At 36.0% G+C, this 22,163-nt stretch carries 13 protein-coding genes; 1 reads left to right on the forward strand and 12 read right to left on the reverse strand.

Translation table 11 applies throughout. From position 1 onward, the window contains the following. Positions 1–3: 3 nt before the first annotated feature. Positions 4–729, reverse strand: coding sequence for a SanA/YdcF family protein (locus ACFQ02_RS00595; protein WP_380817952.1), 726 nt, complete (start codon positions 727–729; stop codon positions 4–6). A gap of 151 nt (positions 730–880) precedes the next feature. Here ACFQ02_RS00595 and metX point away from each other — a divergent pair, with 151 nt between their 5' ends. Continuing rightward, positions 881–1,972 (forward strand): homoserine O-acetyltransferase MetX, encoded by a 1,092-nt coding sequence (metX, locus tag ACFQ02_RS00600; RefSeq protein ID WP_380818188.1) that lies wholly within the window; start codon positions 881–883, stop codon positions 1,970–1,972. Here the strand turns inward: metX and folK are convergent. The 11 genes from folK to ACFQ02_RS00655 form a co-directional block, all read right to left on the reverse strand. Then, a complete protein-coding gene (gene folK / locus ACFQ02_RS00605; protein WP_380817955.1) occupies positions 1,969–2,445 on the reverse strand; it encodes a 2-amino-4-hydroxy-6-hydroxymethyldihydropteridine diphosphokinase in 477 nt (158 codons plus the stop codon). The genes metX and folK overlap by 4 nt on opposite strands. Next, a complete protein-coding gene (pcnB, locus tag ACFQ02_RS00610; RefSeq protein WP_380818191.1) occupies positions 2,442–3,812 on the reverse strand; it encodes a polynucleotide adenylyltransferase PcnB in 1,371 nt (456 codons plus the stop codon). The genes folK and pcnB overlap by 4 nt, the downstream gene beginning before the upstream one ends. A gap of 200 nt (positions 3,813–4,012) precedes the next feature. Continuing rightward, a complete protein-coding gene (dksA, locus tag ACFQ02_RS00615; protein ID WP_380817958.1) occupies positions 4,013–4,450 on the reverse strand; it encodes an RNA polymerase-binding protein DksA in 438 nt (145 codons plus the stop codon). A 186-nt stretch (positions 4,451–4,636) separates the two neighbouring features. Continuing rightward, positions 4,637–4,963 carry an HI1450 family dsDNA-mimic protein gene (locus tag ACFQ02_RS00620; protein WP_380818194.1) on the reverse strand — a complete coding sequence of 109 codons (327 nt, stop codon included), beginning with the start codon at positions 4,961–4,963 and terminating at the stop codon, positions 4,637–4,639. A 92-nt stretch (positions 4,964–5,055) separates the two neighbouring features. Next, positions 5,056–7,695 carry a phosphoenolpyruvate carboxylase gene (gene ppc / locus ACFQ02_RS00625; RefSeq protein ID WP_380817961.1) on the reverse strand — a complete coding sequence of 880 codons (2,640 nt, stop codon included), beginning with the start codon at positions 7,693–7,695 and terminating at the stop codon, positions 5,056–5,058. Between the two features lie 303 nt (positions 7,696–7,998). Further along, a complete protein-coding gene (gene prlC, locus ACFQ02_RS00630) occupies positions 7,999–10,035 on the reverse strand; it encodes an oligopeptidase A (protein WP_380817964.1) in 2,037 nt (678 codons plus the stop codon). A gap of 163 nt (positions 10,036–10,198) precedes the next feature. Continuing rightward, a complete protein-coding gene (gene glyA, locus ACFQ02_RS00635; RefSeq protein WP_380817967.1) occupies positions 10,199–11,461 on the reverse strand; it encodes a serine hydroxymethyltransferase in 1,263 nt (420 codons plus the stop codon). Between the two features lie 142 nt (positions 11,462–11,603). Further along, complete coding sequence (purD, locus tag ACFQ02_RS00640) at positions 11,604–12,890, reverse strand: phosphoribosylamine--glycine ligase (protein WP_380817970.1); 1,287 nt, start codon at positions 12,888–12,890, stop codon at positions 11,604–11,606. An 18-nt stretch (positions 12,891–12,908) separates the two neighbouring features. Further along, on the reverse strand, positions 12,909–14,510 hold the full coding sequence (gene purH / locus ACFQ02_RS00645; RefSeq protein WP_380817973.1) for a bifunctional phosphoribosylaminoimidazolecarboxamide formyltransferase/IMP cyclohydrolase: 1,602 nt from the start codon (positions 14,508–14,510) through the stop codon (positions 12,909–12,911). Between the two features lie 129 nt (positions 14,511–14,639). Then, on the reverse strand, positions 14,640–16,361 hold the full coding sequence (locus tag ACFQ02_RS00650) for a protein-disulfide reductase DsbD (protein ID WP_380817976.1): 1,722 nt from the start codon (positions 16,359–16,361) through the stop codon (positions 14,640–14,642). Between the two features lie 208 nt (positions 16,362–16,569). Beyond that, positions 16,570–22,107 (reverse strand): YadA-like family protein, encoded by a 5,538-nt coding sequence (locus ACFQ02_RS00655; RefSeq protein ID WP_380817979.1) that lies wholly within the window; start codon positions 22,105–22,107, stop codon positions 16,570–16,572. Between the last annotated feature and the right edge of the window lie 56 nt (positions 22,108–22,163).

Genomic DNA, 22,163 nt, shown 5'->3' on the forward strand with positions numbered 1-22,163 from the left:
GCTCTAGTAGTTAGTGGGTACTGCGATAGGTGGTGGTAGTGGCTCAGGATCACCAAGAAAATGGGGCTGTTTTTCAATTAATAAATCCCACAAAGCTTGGATACGAGCAAAAAATTCACGAAATCGCACGAAATGATACCCTTCTGGATAACCTGCAGCATAACAAATTGCATCAATATTATGGTATTTAGCAATAAATAATGCTCGCTCACAGTGGAATTTTTGCGTAATAATCGTAATAGAATGGGCTTTAAATACTTGATCTGCTCGAATTATTGAATCTAAAGTACGAAACCCTGCAAAATCCATGTACATGAAAATTTCAGGTATACCCATTTTACGTAAATCTTTATACATCGTACGAGGTTCATTATAAGATTCAGTACGGTTATCACCACTGAGTAATAAATAATCTACTTTTTGAGCTTTAAACAGCTCCTCAGCTGCTAATAAACGACGTTGATAAAATAAATTTGGTGTATTGCGAGAAAAATATTTTGCTGTACCTAATAATAAGCCATAAGGTCGGTGAGGAATCTTATCTAATTCTGAATAAATCCCTTGTCGCACATAAAATCCAATTGCTAGATCCGTTAAAATCAATATAAAAACAAAAAAAGCTAAAAGTGCGGTCAAATATTTAGCAATTTTTTTTACTAACTTACTACGCCATTTCAACTTGTTATTTTTCTCTCTACTGACAAAAATTAATTCTAATCTTTTTTTCATTACTTAAGTTTAGACAAAGTTTATACTAATCTCAATAAATTTATCGATTTTTAGAACCGTAAAAACGTCTAGATGTTTAGATGTCTAAAATTTCTTGACAACAATAAAGGCTAAAGGTAGTTTATATGAATTAATTTTGGAAAATACATTGATGGAAGAAAAAATGGCTGTAAAAAAAGTCACATTATTTACGGAAAAACCATTAGAACTTATTTTAGGCGGACAATTATCATCAATTGAAGTCGCATATCAAACATATGGGAAATTAAATGCTGAAAAAACAAATGCTATCTTAATTTGCCATGCTTTAACTGGAGATGCTGAACCTTATTTTATCGCTTCTGAACAATCAGGCTGGTGGCAAAATTTTATGGGGACTGGTCTAGCACTAGATACTTCTCGCTATTTTTTTATTTGTTCTAATGTACTTGGAGGTTGTAAAGGAACTACAGGCCCTGCTTCAATCAACCCCAATACTTCCCGTGTTTATGGCAGTCAATTTCCTAATGTAATCATACAAGATATGATCAAAGTGCAAAAAGCACTACTAGATTATCTACAAATTCCCCATTTATACGCTGTAATCGGAGGCTCATTTGGTGGTATGCAAGCAACTCAATGGGCAATCGACTACCCTGACTTTGTCAATAGAGTAGTAAATTTGTGTTCATCACTACAATTTAGTGCAGAAGCTATAGGATTCAATCATGTTATGCGACAAGCAATTATTTCAGATCCAAATTTCCACGGCGGAGATTACTACGATAAAACTCCTCCGCTACAAGGATTAGCTATTGCTCGCATGCTAGGAATGCTAACTTATCGTACAGATAAACAACTAACAAAAGCTTTTGGTAGAGCAATAAAAACAGATAACCACTTTTTAGGAGACTATTTTCAAGTAGAATCTTATTTGAGTTATCAAGGAAGAAAATTTTTAGAACGCTTTGATGCCAATAGCTATTTACACCTATTACGTGCTTTAGATTTGTATGATCCCGCTATAAATTATGCAAATATTGATACCGCACTTTCTCGAATAAAAGCCCGTTATACTCTAGTAGCTGTTACTAGTGATCAGTTATTTAAATTAGCTGATCTACACAAAAGCAAGCAACTTTTAATCGAAAATGGTGTAGATCTTCATTACCACGAATTTCACTCTGACTATGGACATGATGCATTCTTAGTGGACTACGATTTTTTTGAACCGAGAATTAGAGCGGGATTAGAAGAAGACTAAAATTTTTCCATTTTATGGTCAGAAAATTTTCTTGCTAATTCAACTAGGTTTGTACCACAAGGCAATACCAAGCTGGGTGCTATCTCCAATAAAGGGATAATCACAAATTCTCGATTTTGCATATCGTAATGGGGCAATTTAAGACGCTCAGTTTGTTGTATCAAATTATCATACAGTAAAATATCTAAATCCAACGTACGTTCTCCCCAGCGACGTAATCTTACACGCTTTTGCTGATTTTCAATGCGTTGTAATTCGTCAAGTAAAGCGAGAGGTGCTAATTCAGTCTGTAAGCACAACACTGCATTCACATAATCAGGCTGATCTTGTGGTCCAAGTGGTTTACTACCATAAAAAGAACTTACTGCAACTACTTTTGACAAAGGCAACTGTCGCAATGCTGAAATCGCCATACGAAGTTGCTCAGCGGGACAATTCAAATTACTTCCTAGTGCGATATAAACAACACTCATGATGTTCGCACCTTTGTCTTTTTATTATGACGATAACGGTAGTGCTTTTTCTTTATTGGTGGATTTTTACGATGTTGTTCTTGCAATAGCTTTTGTCGTTGTTCTTCATTGCTAAATTGATACTCATGCCACCAAGCAGCTAACTCTACAATATCTCCACCTTCAATTTGTGAACGCATTACTAGTAAATCAAAAGCTGCTCTAAATTTTGGGGAAGACATTACTCTTTCAGCAGATCTTGAATTGCGTTTTAATAATTGTAGCTGTAAAGACCAAATCTCTCGAATTACTGCCGTATAGCGACGTGGTATCGCCAAAGTACGACAAACGCTATCTAAAATATCATTAGCAGCTAACGCATAAGCATCGTGATTATGCAATCCTCCTTCATTCTTTAAAATTTCGACTTTTTCTCTTAGTGGATACCAATAAAATGCCGCAAATAGAAAAGCAGGGTTAATACGTAAATTATCCGCAATACGTTCATCAGTAGATGTCAGTGAAGCTAAGATCAAACGCTCGGCAAAACTATCGCTTTTTTCAGTAAAATAAGGGATAAGAGATGGAAAGAGTTGTTCAAACAAATGATATTGACGCAACAATTGGTAAGTTTTTACTCCATAGCCATTTTGTAATAATTTCAAACTTTCATCAAATAAACGTGCAGGCGGAATATTTTTCAATAAAGGAGCGAGCTGAAAAATAGGTAAATCACTAGCTTTTTGCAAAAACATGTCCAACTTCGCCATAAAACGAATAGAACGTAACATACGTACAGGATCTTCTTGATAGCGTACTTTTGCTTCACCAATAATCTTTAACTTACCATCTTTTAGATCTTGTAAGCCATTAAAATAGTCAATAATCGTATTATTTTGTGGATTATAATATAGTGCATTAACAGTAAAATCTCGTCTTTCTGCATCTTGTTCTAACGTACCATACACGTTATCACGCAAAATCATGCCTTCATCACTTTGCTTTGATTGACGCTCATTATGGTGCTGTTGGTGATTACCTCGAAAAGTCGCCACTTCAATAATTTCTCGTCCAAACATAATATGAGCTAAGCGAAAACGTCGTCCAACTAAGCGACATTGACGTTGAAAAATTTGTTGTACTTGCTCAGGACGAGCATTAGTTGCCACATCAAAATCTTTCGGTTGCTTACCCAATAACAAATCTCGAATACAGCCACCAACAACATAAGCTTGATAACCTTGACGCTGTAATTTTTCTATAACGATAAGGGCATTTCGGCTAATCATACGTGGATGAATACCGTATTGAGAAGCCTTTATATGATTTTTACCATAACGATAATCACCATTTTTAGATTTGCTAAGTGCACTAGACGTAACGGAAATTTCATTTTGCTGAACAGTCTTTTTCGGTGTTTTTTTCTTCCTGTCCACCGCCTGTTGTGATTCTGGCTCAGCAATAAGCTGAGATTTATGCCTTTTAAACAGGTTTTTAATTAGTGTTAAAATAATTAACCCCTTAGAAGATAAAGTGTATAAGTTAAAAGTGCGGTAAAAATTACCGCACTTTTCAATGCTAAACGCAATTAGCCGATCATTTGTTTTTCTCGAATTTCTGCTAAGGTTTTACAATCAATACAAAGATCAGCTGTAGGACGAGCTTCCAAACGACGAATACCAATTTCGACGCCACAAGACTCACAATAACCAAAATCACCCGTATCTAATTTTTTTAAGGTATGTTCAATTTTTTTCATTAATTTACGCTCACGATCACGAGTACGTAATTCTAAGCTGAACTCCTCTTCTTGAGTCGCTCGATCTGCTGGATCAGGAAAATTTGCAGCCTCATCTTGCATGTGAGCTACTGTACGCGAGGTTTCCTCACGAATTTGCTCATACCATGCTTGTAAAATCTTTTTAAAATGAAGAAGTTGATCTTCATTCATGTACTCTTCGTCTTCTTTGGCTTGGTAAGGCTCGACACCCGCTGATGTCAATAGACTTAAAGAAGCGTTGCTCATTTGGTTCTCCTCGTTAGTAATTTATCCGTTTATTTAGCTGTTTTTGACTATTAACCAGCAAATTTTTTAAGCAGCGGTTGTTTTTTTAAAAGCGGTATAAATAGCAAAACTTAAATGAATTAGCAAACAGTTTCTCATAAAAAGAGCTAATCACAAGTTAGTTTGCACAAAAAACATACAGATTTGCTATTTTGCCCAAACCACATGATATTCTCGGTCACTTTCTTGATGTGAAATTAAAAATTTCGCAAATATTGTATCCATTTCATCTTGCTCGTTAACTAATCCAATCCATACTTCTGCGTATTCATTTGGATCAACTAATACACCAATTTCTTGTTCCCAATCTTCTGCTGTTTCAACAAATTCTACAGCTCCTCGTTGCTCAAATTCTAAATTAAACAACACAATATCTGCTGGTTCTAAATTCTCTCCAGCCATCTCTAGAAAAATATCATAAGCAATATCAATTGCTGTATCAGGATCAAGTTTAGTTACTTGGTGATCTGCCATCATTTTCTACCTATACCTCATTAAAATCTGTGCATATTAACATAAAGTGCGGTTAAAAACACCGCACTTTAATTTTATCTGTAGTTTATAATTTAACCAGTATTTCGCATTCCTGCAGCAATCCCAGTTATAGTAATCATCAGTGCTTGCTCAACATCAGGATTCGGACTTTCCTGATTTTGACGGAAACGGCGTAGTAATTCAACTTGTAACAAATTGAGAGGATCTGTATAAACATTGCGTAGTGCGATAGATTCCGCAACCCAAGGTAAATCTGACATCAGTTGATCTTCGTGAGAAAGCGATAATACAGTTTTAATATCTTGCTGTAATTGCTCACGTAAAGACTGTCCTAAATACCAAAGTTCAGATTTAACTAAATGACGATCATAGTGTTCTGATAACCAGCAATCTGCCTTGCTAAACACCATTTCTAGCATGCCAATTCGAGTCGAAAAGAAAGGCCAAGTTTTACACATTTCCTCTATAATTTGTAACTTCCCTTGCTCAATAACTTGACGAATTGAAGCACCAGCACCAAGCCACGCAGGAAGCATTAAGCGATTTTGCATCCATGCAAATATCCAAGGTATTGCACGTAAACTTTCTACTCCCCCATTTGGATTTCGCTTTGATGGTCTCGATCCCAAAGGTAATTTAGCTAATTCTTGTTCAGGTGTAGCAGAACGAAAATAAGGAACAAAATCCTTGTCGCCTCTTACAATATTACGATAAATATCACAAGATAAATCAGATAACTCATCCATTACTGCACGCCAACTATTTTTTGGCTCAGGTGGTGGTAATAAATTGGCTTCTAATACCGCACTTGCATAAAGATCAAAACTCGCTACCGCAACTTCTGGTAAACCTAGCTTAAACCGAATCATCTCCCCTTGTTCTGTGACTCGCAAGCCATTTTTTAATGAACGAGGAGGTTGTGATAACAATGCAGCATGAGCAGGTGCACCACCACGTCCAATGGTTCCTCCTCTGCCATGAAATAATGTTAATTCAATACCAAGTTTTTCACTTAAATTAACAAGTTTCTCCTGAGCCCGATATTGTGCCCAAGATGCCGCCATCATACCTGCATCTTTAGCACTGTCAGAATAACCAATCATCACCATCTGTTTATTGTTAATTACGCCACGATACCAACCAATATTAAATAATTGATTCATAACCTGTTCACAAGCATCTAAATCATCGAGGGTTTCAAAAAGTGGTACGACAGGTAAATGATAAGTAACACCAGCTTCTTTTAATAATAAATGTACGGCTAGTACATCAGAGGCTGTTCGAGCCATCGAGATAATATAGCAAGAAATACTCCCTTCAGATTGTTCAGCAATAATTTTACACGTATCTAAGACCTCTTGAGTTTCTAATGAAGGCTCCCAATTTTTCGGCAACAATGGACGGCGTGAGCTTAGTTCACGAATCAAAAAAGCCTGTTTATCATCTTCACTCCACTGTGAATAGTCACCTAAACCGATATAACGAGTAATCTCTGCTATCGCTTTACAGTGACGAGTACTTTCTTGACGAATATCTAAACGAGCTAACGTTAAGCCAAAACAACGCACACGACGTAAGCAATCTAATAAGGCACCATTGGCGATGATACGCATACCACATTGATGTAAAGAACGATAGCAATCATAAAGAGGCTCCCATAATTGCTTATCTTCCGTTAAAATTTCATTTGTACTGATAGTAACTATTTTATCAGCAAGAATTTCGCCATAGTAACTAACCGTTTTCTTTAATTTTTCTCTTAGCTCTTTGATAACAAAGCGATAAGGTTCTAAATGGTCTCCATATTTTGCTCTAAATTCCGCCGTACAATGAACAACCGAGAGTTCATCAGTTAAATTTTTTATATCCTCTAAAAATAATTCAGCAGCTTTCCATCGATGTAGAACTAAAACTTGCTTAGTTGTTTGAGCAGTAACAAATGGATTACCATCACGATCTCCGCCAATCCAAGACGAAAAACGAATAGGAGATAACTCTACATCATGTTGAATACCAAAACTTTGTTCTAAATGTAAATTAATTCGACGACAAAATTCAGGCACTGCTTTCCATAAACTATTTTCAATAACTGCAATACCAGCTTTTGCTTCGTCAACAGGAGTTGGGCGTTGTGTACGAATTTCATTAGTATGCCAAGCTAATGAAATTAATTGCATTAAACGGCGTTTTAATTTATGAATTTCAGACTCTGTTAAATCATTATGTTCTAACAAACTTAAGCAACGATTAATTTCTGCATGCTTATTCACTAATGAACGACGAGTAACTTCTGTTGGATGAGCTGTGAGTACTAATTCAATTACTAATTTTTCAACCGTATCAATAACTTTTTCTTTAGGTAGATTTTGTGATTTTAAACGACGAAATAAAGCCTCTAAAGAACGATCAGAAGATACTTGATCTACATGCCGACGAGAAATTGTCTGATATTGTTCTGCAATGTTTGTTAAATTCAAAAAATGACTGAATGCACGTGCTACAGGAATAATATTATCATTAGAAATTGTTGATAAAGTCTCTAATAATTTATTGCGAGCGTCTTCATCTCCAGCTCTTGAATTGCGAGACAATACTCGAATATTCTCAACTAGATCATAAATATCTTTTCCCTGTGCATCAGTTAGTGTCTCTCCAAGAAAATGACCTAACATGCTGATATTACTACGCATATTTGCATACGGTTGAATCATAATAACCTCTATCAATAAAAAATAATAATTGTTGTGTTGCTACTATAGATATAACCCAAAATAGTCATAAAAACAAACAAAATATCATTATCTTTTCATATAAATCAATAAAAAATATAAAATTTATATTTTTTTGTTAGATATTATTTAATAATAATTGCAATTTTGTTAACGAATAAATTTTTAAATTAATTGTAAAAGTAGTAATTTTGACATGTAAAAAGGGTATGATTTCTAGCATACCCTTTTTATTCAATCAGCGAAAACAGATAAGTATTTACTTATCTATTTAGAGAGCCTAAATTATTCAATGCCTTTATGTCTTAGCAAAGCATCAAGTTTTGGTTCACGTCCACGGAAGCGTTTAAACAATTCCATTGGTTCTTCTGAACCCCCTCGAGTTAAAATTTCGTCTAAGAAAGATTGACCAGTATTTTGATTAAAAATACCCTCTTCTTCAAAACGAGAAAAAGCATCTGCAGACAGTACTTCTGCCCATAAATAGCTGTAATATCCAGCAGCATAACCACCAGCAAAAATATGGCTAAAACTATGTGGCGTTCTCGCCCATTCAACACCTTTTAGCACTGCGACTTCAGATTTTACTTGATTTAATATATCTAAAATTTGATTATTTCTATTCGGATCAAATTCATGATGTAAACGGAAATCAAACAACCCAAATTCTAATTGTCGTAACACAAACATTGCAGCTTGATAATTTTTGGCTTTTAATAAACGATCTAATTTTTCTTTTGGCAATGGTTCACCTGTTTCATAGTGTCCTGAAATGAAAGCTAAAGCCTCTTCTTCCCAGCACCAATTTTCTAGAAATTGACTTGGTAATTCAACCGCATCCCAAGGAACGCCATTAATTCCCGCCACTTCGGGTATATCAACAAGAGTAAGCATATGATGAATACCATGCCCAAATTCGTGGAATAGTGTTGTTACTTCATCATGAGTAAATAATGCAGGTTTTCCTCCTACTGGTGCATTAAAATTACAAGTTAAATATGCTACTGGGGTTTGAATTGAACCATCGGTTTTACAATCACGTCCAATACAATCGTCCATCCATGCTCCACCACGTTTATGCTCACGAGCATACAAATCTAAGTAGAAGCTCCCTCTTAATTTCCCATTAGCATCAATTAGATCAAAAAATCGTACATCTTTATGCCATGTATCCACGTCAAAACGTTCTACTGTTTGGATATTAAATACGCGTTTTAATACTTCAAACAAGCCCTTAATTACTCTATTCTCAGGGAAATAAGGTCTAAGCTCTTCATCACTAATAGCATACAATTTTTGCTTTTGTTTTTCGCTATAAAAGCTAATATCCCAAGATTCAAGCTCAGTAAAGTTAAATTCTTTTTCACAAAATAACTTTAATTCAGCCAGTTCTCGCTCCCCTTGCGGTTTTGAGCGTTTAGCAAGATCTTCAAGAAAATCAAATACTTGCTTTGGTGTTTCTGCCATTTTAGTAGCGAGAGAACGCTCTGTATAAGTGTTAAATCCAAGTAAATTCGCAATTTCTACTCGCAAACGGAGAATTTCTTCCATAATTGCACTATTGTCCCATTTACCCGCATTCGGTCCTTGATCTGATGCACGCGTTACAAAGGCACGATACATCTCTTCACGCAAAGCTCGATTTTCACAGTACATCATCACGGGTAAATAACTTGGAATTTCAAGAGTAAAGCGATAACCTTTTTGTCCTTTCGCTTCTGCTGAAGCTCTTGCAGCCTGCAATGCACTTTCAGGTAATCCTTTTAGTTCATTTTCATCTTCAACTACTTTATCCCACCCCATAGTTGCATCAAGTACATTATTACTAAAATCGGAAGTAAGTTGTGATAAGCGAGCAACAATTTCTGCATAACGTTTTTGTTTTTCTGGACTAAGAGAAATGCCTGATAACTCAAAACGTTGCAATGCATTTTCAATTGTTTTTTTCTGTGCTTGACTGTAACTAGCAAATTCTGCACTGTTTTTTAACCGCAAATAAGCTTCATACAAGCCTTTATGCTGCCCAACCCAAGTACTATACTCAGACAACATTGGTAAGCAGGCTTGATAGGTTTCTCGCAATTCTGCACTATTTTTTACTGAATTTAAATGACTTACTGGAGACCATGCACGACTTAAACGTTCATCACTTTCTGTAAGTGGTCGAATAAAATTTTGCCATGTAAAGTGCGGTTGTTTTAACACATCTTCAACTGTCTCTCGACATTCTTTAATTAATTGTTCAACTGCAGGTTGAATATGTTCAGGTTTAATTTTGGAAAATTGTGGCAACCCACTAGATTGCAATAAAGGATTAGACATAATAGTTCCTTATAGATCATTAAATAATTTATATTCGCAAGATAGATGATGGGGGAAAATTTTGCAATATCAAGGCTGAAGATTTATTATTATTAAAAAGTGCGGTAATTTTTTCAAAACTTTTAAAAAAATCACCGCACTTAAAACAGCTAAATCTTTTATTCTAAGGATAAACTGGCAAGCGTTTGCAAATTTCTAATACTTTTTGCTTAGTTGTTTCGATCACATGTGCTTCATTTTCTTTTCCAATGCTATCTAAAACATCACACATCCAACCAGCTAATTCAGTAACTTCAGTTTCTTTAAAACCACGACGAGTGACTGATGGTGTTCCTACACGAATACCCGACGTAACAAACGGTTTCTGCGGATCATTTGGAACTGCATTTTTATTGACAGTAATATTCGCTTTACCCAAAGCAGCATCTGCAGCCTTACCAGTCAAACCATGACTAACCAAATTAACAAGGAATAAATGATTTTCAGTGCCATTCGACACTACGTTATAACCACGTTGTTTGAAAACTTCTACCATCGCCTTAGCATTTTTCACTACTTGTTGCTGATAAATTTTATACTCAGGTTCTAAAGCTTCTTTGAAGCATACCGCTTTTGCTGCAATCACATGAACTAGAGGTCCACCTTGCCCAGCAGGGAATACCGCACTTTGCAATCTTTTATATAAATTTTCGTCTCTAGCATTTGACAAGATCAAGCCACCTCGTGGTCCTCCAAGGGTTTTATGCGTTGTGGTGGTCACTACATTAGCATGTGGCAATGGACTTGGATAAACTCCAGCTGCAATCAAGCCAGCTACATGAGCCATATCTACAAATAAATATGCTCCTACTTCATCTGCAATTTCTCGCATTTTTGCCCAATCTACGACCTGTGAATAAGCCGAAAAACCGCCTACTAGCACTTTTGGTTTTACTGCTATCGCTTGCTGGCGAAGAGCCTCATAATCAATTACACCCTCATCTGTAATACCATATTGTTCTGCATGATAAATTTTTCCAGAAAAACTGACCGAAGCCCCATGAGTTAAATGTCCGCCATGGGCTAAACTCATTCCTAAAATAGTGTCACCTGGCTGTAATAATGCCATATACACCGCTGCATTAGCTTGCGAACCAGAATGAGGTTGTACATTGACATAATCTGCTGCAAATAATTCTTTAGCACGATCAATAGCTAGTTGCTCGACAATATCTGCATATTCACAACCACCGTAATAACGTTTAGCTGGATAACCTTCAGCATATTTATTAGTAAACTGGGAACCCTGTGCTTCCATCACACGTGGGCTAGCATAGTTCTCTGATGCAATCAATTCAATGTGTTCTTCTTGACGGCGGTTTTCATCTTGAATAGCTTGCCATAATACTGGATCGTAATCAGCAATATTCATACTTTTTCTTAACATGCACTTATCCTCGTTGTTCAATTTATAATGTTAGTTTAACCTGTAATTTGTAAAAATTTAACGAAAATCTTATTGTTAATTTTTCATTTCTATGATGAAAATTTTTCATAATTAACCGCACTCTAAAAAGTGCGGTCTTTTTCTAACGTTTTTCTCTTGCCACTGCCCTATAGCCAATATCTCGGCGATAGAAACGCCCCTGCCATTGTATTTTTTCTGCTAATTTTAGTGCTTTTTGTTGGGCTTCAAAAACACTATTACTTAAACTAGTTACACAAAGCACTCTTCCACCAGCTGTGAATAACTTTCCATTTTGTTCATTAACACCCGCTAAAAACACTTTTTCATCCATTTTTGTTTCTGTCGGTAACCCATTAATTTCATCGCCTTTTCGATAATCGTTTGGATAACCTTCCGCTGCTAATACTATTCCTAATGCTACTTGTTCTGACCACAAAGACTTAATTTGATCCAGCTCGCCATCACAGGCTTTCAAACACAGTTCAACTAAATCAGATTCCATTCTCATCATAATAGGCTGAGTTTCAGGATCACCAAAACGGCAATTAAATTCAATCACTTTAGGCTGTCCTTGTTTATCGATCATTAGGCCTGCGTATAAAAATCCTTTATAAACATTGTTTTCTGATGCCATGCCATGCACTGTAGGATAAATAATTTGCTCCATTATTCTTTGGTGAATCTCTGGGGTAACTACTGGTGCAGGGCTATACGCTCCCATGCCTCCCGTATTTAAACCTTGATCCATTTCGCCAACACGTTTGTGATCCTGACTTGTTGCCATAGGCTCCACATTTTTTCCGTCAACCATCACAATAAAGCTTGCTTCTTCCCCTTCTAAAAACTCTTCAATTACTACCCGATGTCCTGCATCACCAAAAGCATTACCTGCAAGCATATCTTTTACTGCATTTTCTGCTTCTTGCAAGGTCATCGCCACAATAACTCCTTTGCCAGCAGCTAAACCATCAGCCTTGATGACAATAGGAGCATTTTTTTCACGAAGATAGTTCAACGCTGGTTCAATTTCAGTGAAAGCCCGATATTCCGCTGTAGGAATTTTATGACGAGTTAAAAAATCTTTAGTAAACGCTTTTGACCCCTCTAATTGAGCTGCAGATTGACGAGGTCCAAAAATTTTTAACCCTGCTTGTTCAAATGCATCTACTACGCCAAGTACAAGTGGAGCCTCTGGTCCCACTATTGTCAGTCCAATATCATTCTGCTGAGCAAATTTAACTAAAGCTGGCACATCAGTTGCAGAAATTGGTACATTTTGCACCGCACTTTCTTGTGCGGTTCCTGCATTACCAGGAGCAACAAAAATTTTATCAGCTAGGGAAGATTGAGCGACTTTCCAAGCTAATGCGTGTTCACGCCCACCGCTACCAATAATCAAAATATTCATTTTAAAAATCCTTTAAAATCAATGACGAAAATGACGCATTTTAGTTAAAACCATCACCATATTATGTTCATCAGCAGCATCAATCACTTCTTGATCCCTCATTGACCCACCTGGATGAATAACACATTCAATACCAACTTTTGCAGCAGCATCAATACCATCACGAAATGGAAAAAATGCGTCTGAAGCCATCACACAGCCAGCCACCTGTAATCCTTCATCCTGAGCTTTAATCCCTGCAATTTTAGCTGAATAAACTCGACTCATTTGCCCAGCTCCAATACCAATTGTTTGAGCATTTTTTGCATATACGATAGCGTTAGACTTAACAAATTTTGCCACTTTCCAACAAAACAACAAATCTTCTAGCTCTTTTTCTGTCGGTTTACGCTTACTAACAACCTCTAAGTCTTCTAACTCTACCATACCTAAATCAGCTTCTTGAACTAACAAACCGCCATTTACTCGTTTAAAATCAAGGTGTTGTTGTGATTTATCCCATTCACCACATTCTAATACTCGAACATTTTTTTTCGATTTCAAGCGTTCTCTTGCTTGATCTTCCACTTTAGGTGCAATAATAACCTCGACAAATTGTTGTTCAATAATTGCACTTGCTGTTTTTTCATCTAAAGTACGATTAAAAGCAATAATTCCACCAAATGCTGAAGTAGGATCAGTTTGATAAGCTCGTTGATAAGCTTGCAAAATATTTTCACCTAATGCAACGCCACAAGGATTTGCATGTTTTACAATCACACAAGCTGGTTCTGTAAATGATTTTACACATTCCAAAGCAGCATCAGTATCCGCAATATTATTATAAGAAAGAGATTTGCCTTGTAACTGTACTGCCGTTGCAACACTTGCTTCTTTAATATCGTTTTCGATATAAAAAGCTGCTTTTTGATGAGAATTTTCACCATAACGCATAATCTGTTTGCGGATAAAATTCAAATGTAATGTTCGCGGAAAATCACCGCACTTACTATTTTTTTCTTCCTCATCGGAGGCAAAATACGGTTGCACCATTTTACCAAAATAGTTAGCGATCATTGCATCATACTGTGCGGTATGTTCAAAAGCTTTGATTGCAAGATCAAATCGTGTTTCAAAACTTAACGAATTTTGTAAATTATCCATTTCTGCAAGAGTAGCATCAAAATCGGCATTATTAACTACAACTGCAACGTCTTTGTGATTTTTTGCTGCAGAACGCACCATAGTAGGACCGCCAATATCAATATTTTCTACAGCATCTTCTAACGTACAATTTTTTTTAGCAATCGTTTGGGCAAATGGATATAAATTTACTACTACCATATCAATAGGTTCAATACTGTGTTCCGCCATTACTGCAGAATCCATATCTCGACGACCTAAAATACCGCCATGAACTTTTGGATGTAACGTTTTCACTCGACCGTCCATCATTTCAGGAAACCCTGTATAATCAGAGATTTCAGTTACAGGTAATCCATTCTCTGCGAGTAATTTTGCTGTACCTCCTGTAGAAATTAACTGTACACCACGTTTAACTAAACCTTGTGCAAAATCCACAATGCCAGATTTATCTGACACACTCAATAAAGCTCGATGAATAGGGCGATAAGATTGCATTAAATGTTCCTTTTATGATAAAAAAATGTATCGTCAGCATTATAACGAAAACGTTTGCTTTTATATAGTCTAAATTGATTTTTTATGCAAAAAATCAATTTAACTTAATAACAAAGGGGAAATTTAGTATTATTTATTAACGATTTTTTTTGTTAACCAATCGGAAAATTCACTTGCGGGCATAAACCCACTAATACGAGAATGAGGAATTTCTTTTCCTTTCGCATCAAAAAACAAGATTGTTGGTAACCCAATAATTTGTAATTTTTCTATCAATTCTATATTTTCTGGAGTATTTCTCGTCATATCCATTTGTAATAAAAGAATATCTTTGAATTTCAACCGCACTTGAGGATCAGTGAAAGTGTATTTTTCAAATTCTTTACATGCAACACACCAGTCTGCATATAAATCTAACATTACTATTCTCTTTTCTTTTTGTAACAATTCCTGTAGTTCAGCGTAGCTATTAACTCGCTGAAATTGATTAAACTGAGATAATTCTTTCATTTCACCTTGAGTTTGCCAAGCCCAATCTTGTAACGGTTTTACTATAATTATAGCTACAATAATAAACAATATACGCAATAGTAAACTAAAACCTTTTTTGTTCATTTGAAAACTTAGCCACAGGAAAAAACTCGCTCCTAATGTGGCCCATAATAAATTTTCCCAAATTTCGGGCAATATACGAGAAAGTAGAAAAATAGGTAACGTAAGCATTACAAAACCAAAACTCGTTTTGACTTTATCAAGCCAAATTCCAGATTTGGGCAAAATACTGTTACCAAAAACAGTGATCAAAATTAAAGGGAGTCCCATTCCTAATGCTAATAAATATAATGTAATTGCCCCAAAAAACAAATCTCCTGTTTGTGCAACATATAATAATGCCCCTGATAATGGTGCTGATGTACAAGGTGAGGCGACCAAACCCGCGATAACGCCCATCACAAAAACGCCACCAAATGCACCGCTCTTTTGTTTTTGACTTAACAAGGTTAATTTCGTTTGTAAAGACGAAGGTAGCTGTAAACTATATAAACCAAACATAGACAACGCAAGTAAAACAAAAAGAACTGACAACCCAATAAGTACACTAGGACTTTGTAAAATAGTTTGAAGAGAATGACCGATAGAAACAACAGCTAAGCCCAATAATGTATAAGTCAATGCCATTCCTTGTACGTAAGTAACACTTAACGCAAGTGATCGAATTGTATTAGAACGTTGTTGCGTCCCTATCACAATAGCAGATAGAAGAGGAAACATTGGTAATACGCAAGGTGTAAAAGCTAATCCTAGACCTAATAAAAAGAAACTAAAAACTGCCCATTTGCTACTCAACAAACTTTGCACTAGTTCACTCTGATTATTTGTTATAAGTGGTGTATCATTTTCTGATGTAACGATATTTTCTGACTCTGGCTGTAAAAATTCGAGACCTTCTAAACTAATATCTCGTTTTTCTGGTGGATAACAAAATCCTTTCGTGCAACCTTGATAAGTTAACAACAATTTATTTTCTTTAAGTTGTTCAAAAGGAAGTAACAATGACAATTTGTTGCGATAAATTTCAGTTTCACCAAAAAATTCGTCTTGATATTTTTCTGCAGGAGGATAATCCAATATTAAATATTCCCCTTTACTATTAGTGAGGGAAATTTCTTTTTTATATAAATAGTAATTTTCTGCAATATCCCATTGTAATACAAGTTTATTATCTTGCTGATCTATTGAAAATTGAAATGCCTCATCAGCACTTAAAAAATGTGGCTTTTTATCAAAAAATCCCGCATAACTTGAAAGTGCGGTAAAAAATAACAATAGAATTAAAATAATTTTTTTCATAAATGTATAACATGATAATTTTATTTTCTATTCTAAATTAAATAGTCACAAATGCAATATTTCCACTAATCAAACTAAGTTTAAAAAAACAAATTCACTGCATAATTAAAAAGCCCCTAAACATTGAATTGCTAGGAGCTTTTAAACTAGAGCGAATTAAGGAAAAATAACCTACATACTGGCACTAAAAATAAATTTAAAATTATAGTTACCACAAGTAGCCTACACCAACTCCACCGCCAAGATCTCCAGCAGAATTACTATTACCTTGTAGTTTTAATAGTACTTTTCCACTGTCGCTAACTCGAGAGTAGCCCACTGCAAATGCACTTTCACCTTTAAATGTTCCTGCTGACACAGCAACTAACGATTTTCCAGCCATATAAACTTGCGGTAGTGATGCGGCAGCATTAGATCCAGCAACCCCAGCTCGCATTTCTTTATTAGCAGAGTTAAAACGATTTGTGAGTTCATCGGTACGACGATCTACATAATTTTTATTCACCGCAACATTTCCACTCGCATCAGGTTTTACATCGGGTAGCGTAATTTCTCCACGATCACCATTCATTATAATAGTATCACCGTTACGACCTTTCAGTGTTAACCCATTTTTATCTACAGCAAATGATGGTTTACCTGTTTTACCAGCTAATTTCAATCCTTTTTCTGCTGAAAATTCAGCCGTATTGCCATCTTTATCTTGCATTTTTACGCCATCAAGCATGTAACTAGCTGATTTACCAGCATTATCTCCCTTGCCAATAATATGAGTTCCTAATTGTGAAACTGTCGTTTCGCCATTTGGACCAACAATTTTTAAGCCATTCGCATCTAAAGCAGATTTTTTACCGTTGATTTCACGAGTTTCAAAGGACGTCATATTTTGCAAGCGATCAGACAATTTGACCTCTAAACCTTGTCCATCTTGTGAAATTTCCACTTTGATATTACCTTCTGCGGTTGTTTCACTATTAAACTTGCCCTCACCTTTAATCGATAAGTTTTCACCGATATTTTTATGCACTTTCACATCATCATTACCAGTAAAGTTCAAGCCCGCTTTTGCTACTGCTTGTAAATCACCAACCGTTGCTACGTTAGTCACTTTTGCTTTGCTATCAGCTTTCACTAAATCAGCGATTTTATCCGTTGCTTTAGTGATATTATTATAATTTTCATCATAGGCTTTATTTGCTTCTGTTAATTCTGTTTTTGCAGTTTGCAATGCATCTCTAGCAGTTTTCAAACCAGCTTCAACTCGAGCTAATTCTTCTTTATTCTCTTTTAAAGTAGCCAATGCTTGGGCTTTTTCTTCTCCCTCAGGCATTGCATCAATGACTTGTTCTAGACTACTTACAGCTAACGTTAAATCAGAAAATGCTCTCGCTTGTGCAGAAAGCGTTTTTGCTTTTTTAGCGACATCTACTACTTTATCGTCCACAGCTTTGGCAAGTTCACCCAACTTAGTTTTTTGTTCATCTGTTGGCGTCTCAATACCTAATCCGCTTGCTGCGTTACCAACTACCGTTGGAGCATTGGTTTCACCTTTAGCATTGACAAAAGAAAGTTGTGGATTTTCGACCGCACTTTTATCTGCTTTTGCGAAACCGTTTTCGTCAACATCTTCTGTTTTATAGTATTTACCGTCATTGGCTTTCACTAAACGGTTACCAATATCGTCCGTATAAACTACTGTTCCAGCTTCACCATTGCGTAATGCGTTGGCTTTATCGTTAGCATTTTTACCATTTAAGCCATCTTGTGCGGTTAAACCTTTGTTAGCGGCTGCATCGGTATCACTGCCTGGTTTTCTATCACGTCCATCCGCAAACGTCATTTTGCCGTCTCTCTCCATTGCCCCTGTCGCATGATGAAGTTGAGAGCCATTAACTGCATCTTTTGACGTTGGAGACAAATTGCCATCTTTAATATTGGTCACAACCATTGGTGTGGTTGTCGGTTCGGCTTTAATAACAACTTTTGCTGTTTCTTCTACTGTTAGTTCTCGTTTTTGACCGTTTTCTTCTTTATAGAATTTACCGTCTTTGTCTTTGCTTACTTTGACATCATCTAAGTAATAATCAAATGGACGGTTACCAGCAGCATCACTTAAGGCTGTTTTAAGTTTTCGATCTACATAATTTTTGTTCGCTGCACTTGAACCATCAGCATCATCAGCAAGATCTGCTAAGCCAATGATTTTACCAGTACCTACTTCTTTTCCTTGAGCGTCTTTTTCTTTAGCAAAATTTATTTCGCCTTTGCCATTGTTATTTTTAATCGAAACCACTTCATCACTTTGATTGTCGCCATTTTTAATGGAGATGCCATCGCCAGTTGTGGTAACTTGTTTATTTCCCTCTTTTACTGTTGTTTCACCAGCAGTTATAGCAGCTGATTTATCCCCATCTTTAAGAAGGACTTTATCCAGTTTGTACTCAGCAGTTTTTCCGCCATCTTTATCAACTCCACTGTCTTCAATTTCTTTGATTACAGTGCCTGTACCGTCAATGGTAGTTTTCACTTTTTGTTTGACATCTGCTCCTCTCGTTTCTTCTGAGGTAAATTCAGCAGATTCAAGGTTCTTCAACTTTTTAGCAAGTTCTACAGTCAATGTATCAGTGCTTTCAGCTTTTACATTAATGTTTCCATCAGCTCCTTTAAAATTAGCAGAGTCTGTTGTTCCAGCACCTTTAATATTCAGTTTTTCACCAAGATTTCGGTGAACTTCTCCTGAGTTACCTGCAAAATCTAAGCCTGATAATGCAATCGCTTTTAAGTCACCAGCATTTACTGCTTTATGTAATGCCTCTTTGTCAGTATTTTTAAGTAAGTTTTTTACTGCTTCAGCGACTTTTTGCTTATTAGTATCTGCATTTCCTGTAATATCATCGTCAGCAAGTCCAAGACCTGATTTCAGATTTGTGATCGCAACAGGAGCTTTGCCTGAATCTTTTCCGCCTAATGTAATGGTATTTTTATCTTTATTATCATATTTGACCGCAGTTTCATCCGCTTCAGCTTTTGATTTTTGCAATGCGTTGTCTACATAAGTTTTCACTGCACCTGCGGTTGCAACTTTGTTTTTAGTATCATTTTGATCGCTAATTGTGTCAGTTTTATTTAACGTAAAAGTTGCTTTACCATCTTGTTTATTCGTATCGCTACTCACAGCAACCGTAATATCATCACTACCAACAAGTTTAAAGGTGCTGTCTAACTTGCTTTCGTGCTTACCACTGGCATTATCAGCAAAAATCAGTTTTTTATTGCCAACATAGTCATTCACTTGTTTGTCTGTCACGAGCTTAGGACTACTGTTATTAGGCGTTGCAATATTTGCCCCATTGCTTAGATTCTGAATTAATGTACTTTCATTCAATCCCACTTTAATGGTCTTTGATTTGCCATCAGCAGCAGGCTCTGCACTGACTGAAAGTGCGGTCGAAGAATTTGGTTCTTTTTCCGCTTTGATTGCACCGACTGCTATTTTTGAAATTACATCTTTGCCATCTTGATCGATATTATCCAAATTTTTATTCGCTTTTTTAGCAAGCTCATTAAACAGTTGTCCACCATTTACGGCATCTTTGGAATTGGCTTTTATTTCACCATCTTTAACATTTGTCACTAAAACAGGTTTATTATTTTCACCGAGCGTAATTTTTTCTTTGTTTGGAACTGTTTTACCGCCCTCCTGTTTTTCGTCATACTTAACGGCAAAATCATCAGAGATTGAATTTTTGATCAATTTATCTTCAACTGCTTTTAATTGATCTTCTGTTGCGGCTCTACCACTTTCTATTTTTGTGGAATCCCAATCTTTATTGGTTAATCCAGTTACTGTCGCCTGTTTACTATTTTTTGGGCTAAATGAAAGACCTTGATCTTTAGCTGGATCAAAAGTCAGCGAACCGCCATCTTTTCCATTAATCGAATTAATATTAATCAATTGTTCTTTAAGAGTATGTTTCACTACCCCGTTATTATCTACACTTGCGGTAATATTATCTGTATCGGTAAAATTTAATCCCTCTGATAATTTTACTGTTTTACCATTGGCTGAATTTGCTTTATAGCTTAATTTCACTTCAGCTAAAGCATCATGAACTTGCCTATCCGTAACAAGAGATGGTTTTTTATCGCCACGTCCTCCATTTTTATGATCGGGATCAGCAATATTTGCATGTTCAGATAATTTAGTGATCAGCACTGATTCATCTAATTTTATTTTATATTTATTGTGATCTTTAGTTTGAGCATCTTTTGTTATTGTTAATGCATCAGAACCACCGTCTTTTTCTACTTCTGTAGTTTTAATTGAACCCACTTTATTAGTCACATAAGTTTCAACGGCTTTTGAAGTGACGACTTTGTTATCATCATCAGTATTGTTAGCACCTTCTTTAATTTCAGTTGCTTTATTAAGTGACAACTTAAAGGTTGTTTTATTTTGATCTTTAGTATCAGGCTCTACAACAATATCTGTTTCGTTTTCTTTAGCAATAACGTCATATTCTTTTGCTTTAGCAGTTCCACCATTGCCACCTGATGGTAACGCTTCAATTTTTTTATTTAAATCATCATAGGCACCACGTAATTGTGCTAAGTTAACCGCATCAGTAGCTTGTGTACCTGGAGCGACATTAATAATTTGTCGATAATGTGTGTTGTCTTTCCCCACCGACACCACACCTAATGCTTTTGCATGTCCATTGACCAAAGCTGTGAGACTGCTAGTGATAAATGTTCTTGTATCGCTATTAGTATTTTCACCTTTATCCTCATTGAAATTAAGAACCGTTTCTCTTGTAGTCTCCGAGCGTGAACCCAAAGCAACTGAGTTAAACTTTTTAGATTTTGCCTGATAACCAATCGCTACGCCACTATGTTCATTATCCCCATAGCCAGATTGAAAATTATTCTGCAAATATGTTCTTTCTTGAACAGATATATCTCCTTCAACAATAGCTTCTCTACCTATTGCAATGCCATTATCCGCTCTTGCTTTAAACTGTCCATTACCAACAGAAGTCCGCAATACTTTTGCACGATCCCCTATGGCTATGCCTCCGTAAGATTGAACATTCGCTTCTGAGCCTACTGCAACACTACCGTAAGCAAAATAATCTTGATCTTTTTTATAAAAAAATCCATTTTGGGGTTCACTCCCTACTTTTGCTTTATATCCTAAAGCCACAGAACGCCCTGCATATTTACCTGTTTTATAGGGATTTTGGGAATCCAATCCGCCACGGGCATAAGCTTCATATCCGATTGCAATATCACCATTATCAATTGCTTTACTCGAATAACCAATTGCCATCGCACCATTATCTGCTACAACAGATTTAGAGCCGATAACAATCACTTTATCAAAATCACTACTCCTTTTAGTTGCTGTACTATAACTTGTGCCTAACTTGAACAACCTTGTTACATTTTCATTAGGATCACCAATAATAACAGAATCGTCTTTTGTTCCTTGTTCTAAAGTTGGTTTAGAAGATTTATCCATTTTAATCACAACACTGTTTGAAGTAGCAAAGGCTGTTGAGCTAAGTGTTGCTAAAGAAAGAAAGAAAGAAAGAAAGAGTGAGTGAGTGCCAAGCGTTGATGTTAATAATAAAGAATGAGAAATAGAGGTAGATTTTGATGCGGCAAGTTTATTTGTTCCTAATTCTGACACTGCTTTAGTGTTCCCTGTAGTAGGATCATATTTGTTTTTAAAAATCTTGTTCATTTTTCATGTTCCTAAAAAAATAAAATTACGATAGAGTATAACGTTTGGTGAGCTGA

Origin of the sequence: Seminibacterium arietis (assembly GCF_042675725.1) — a bacterium.
GTDB lineage: Bacteria > Pseudomonadota > Gammaproteobacteria > Enterobacterales > Pasteurellaceae > Seminibacterium > Seminibacterium arietis.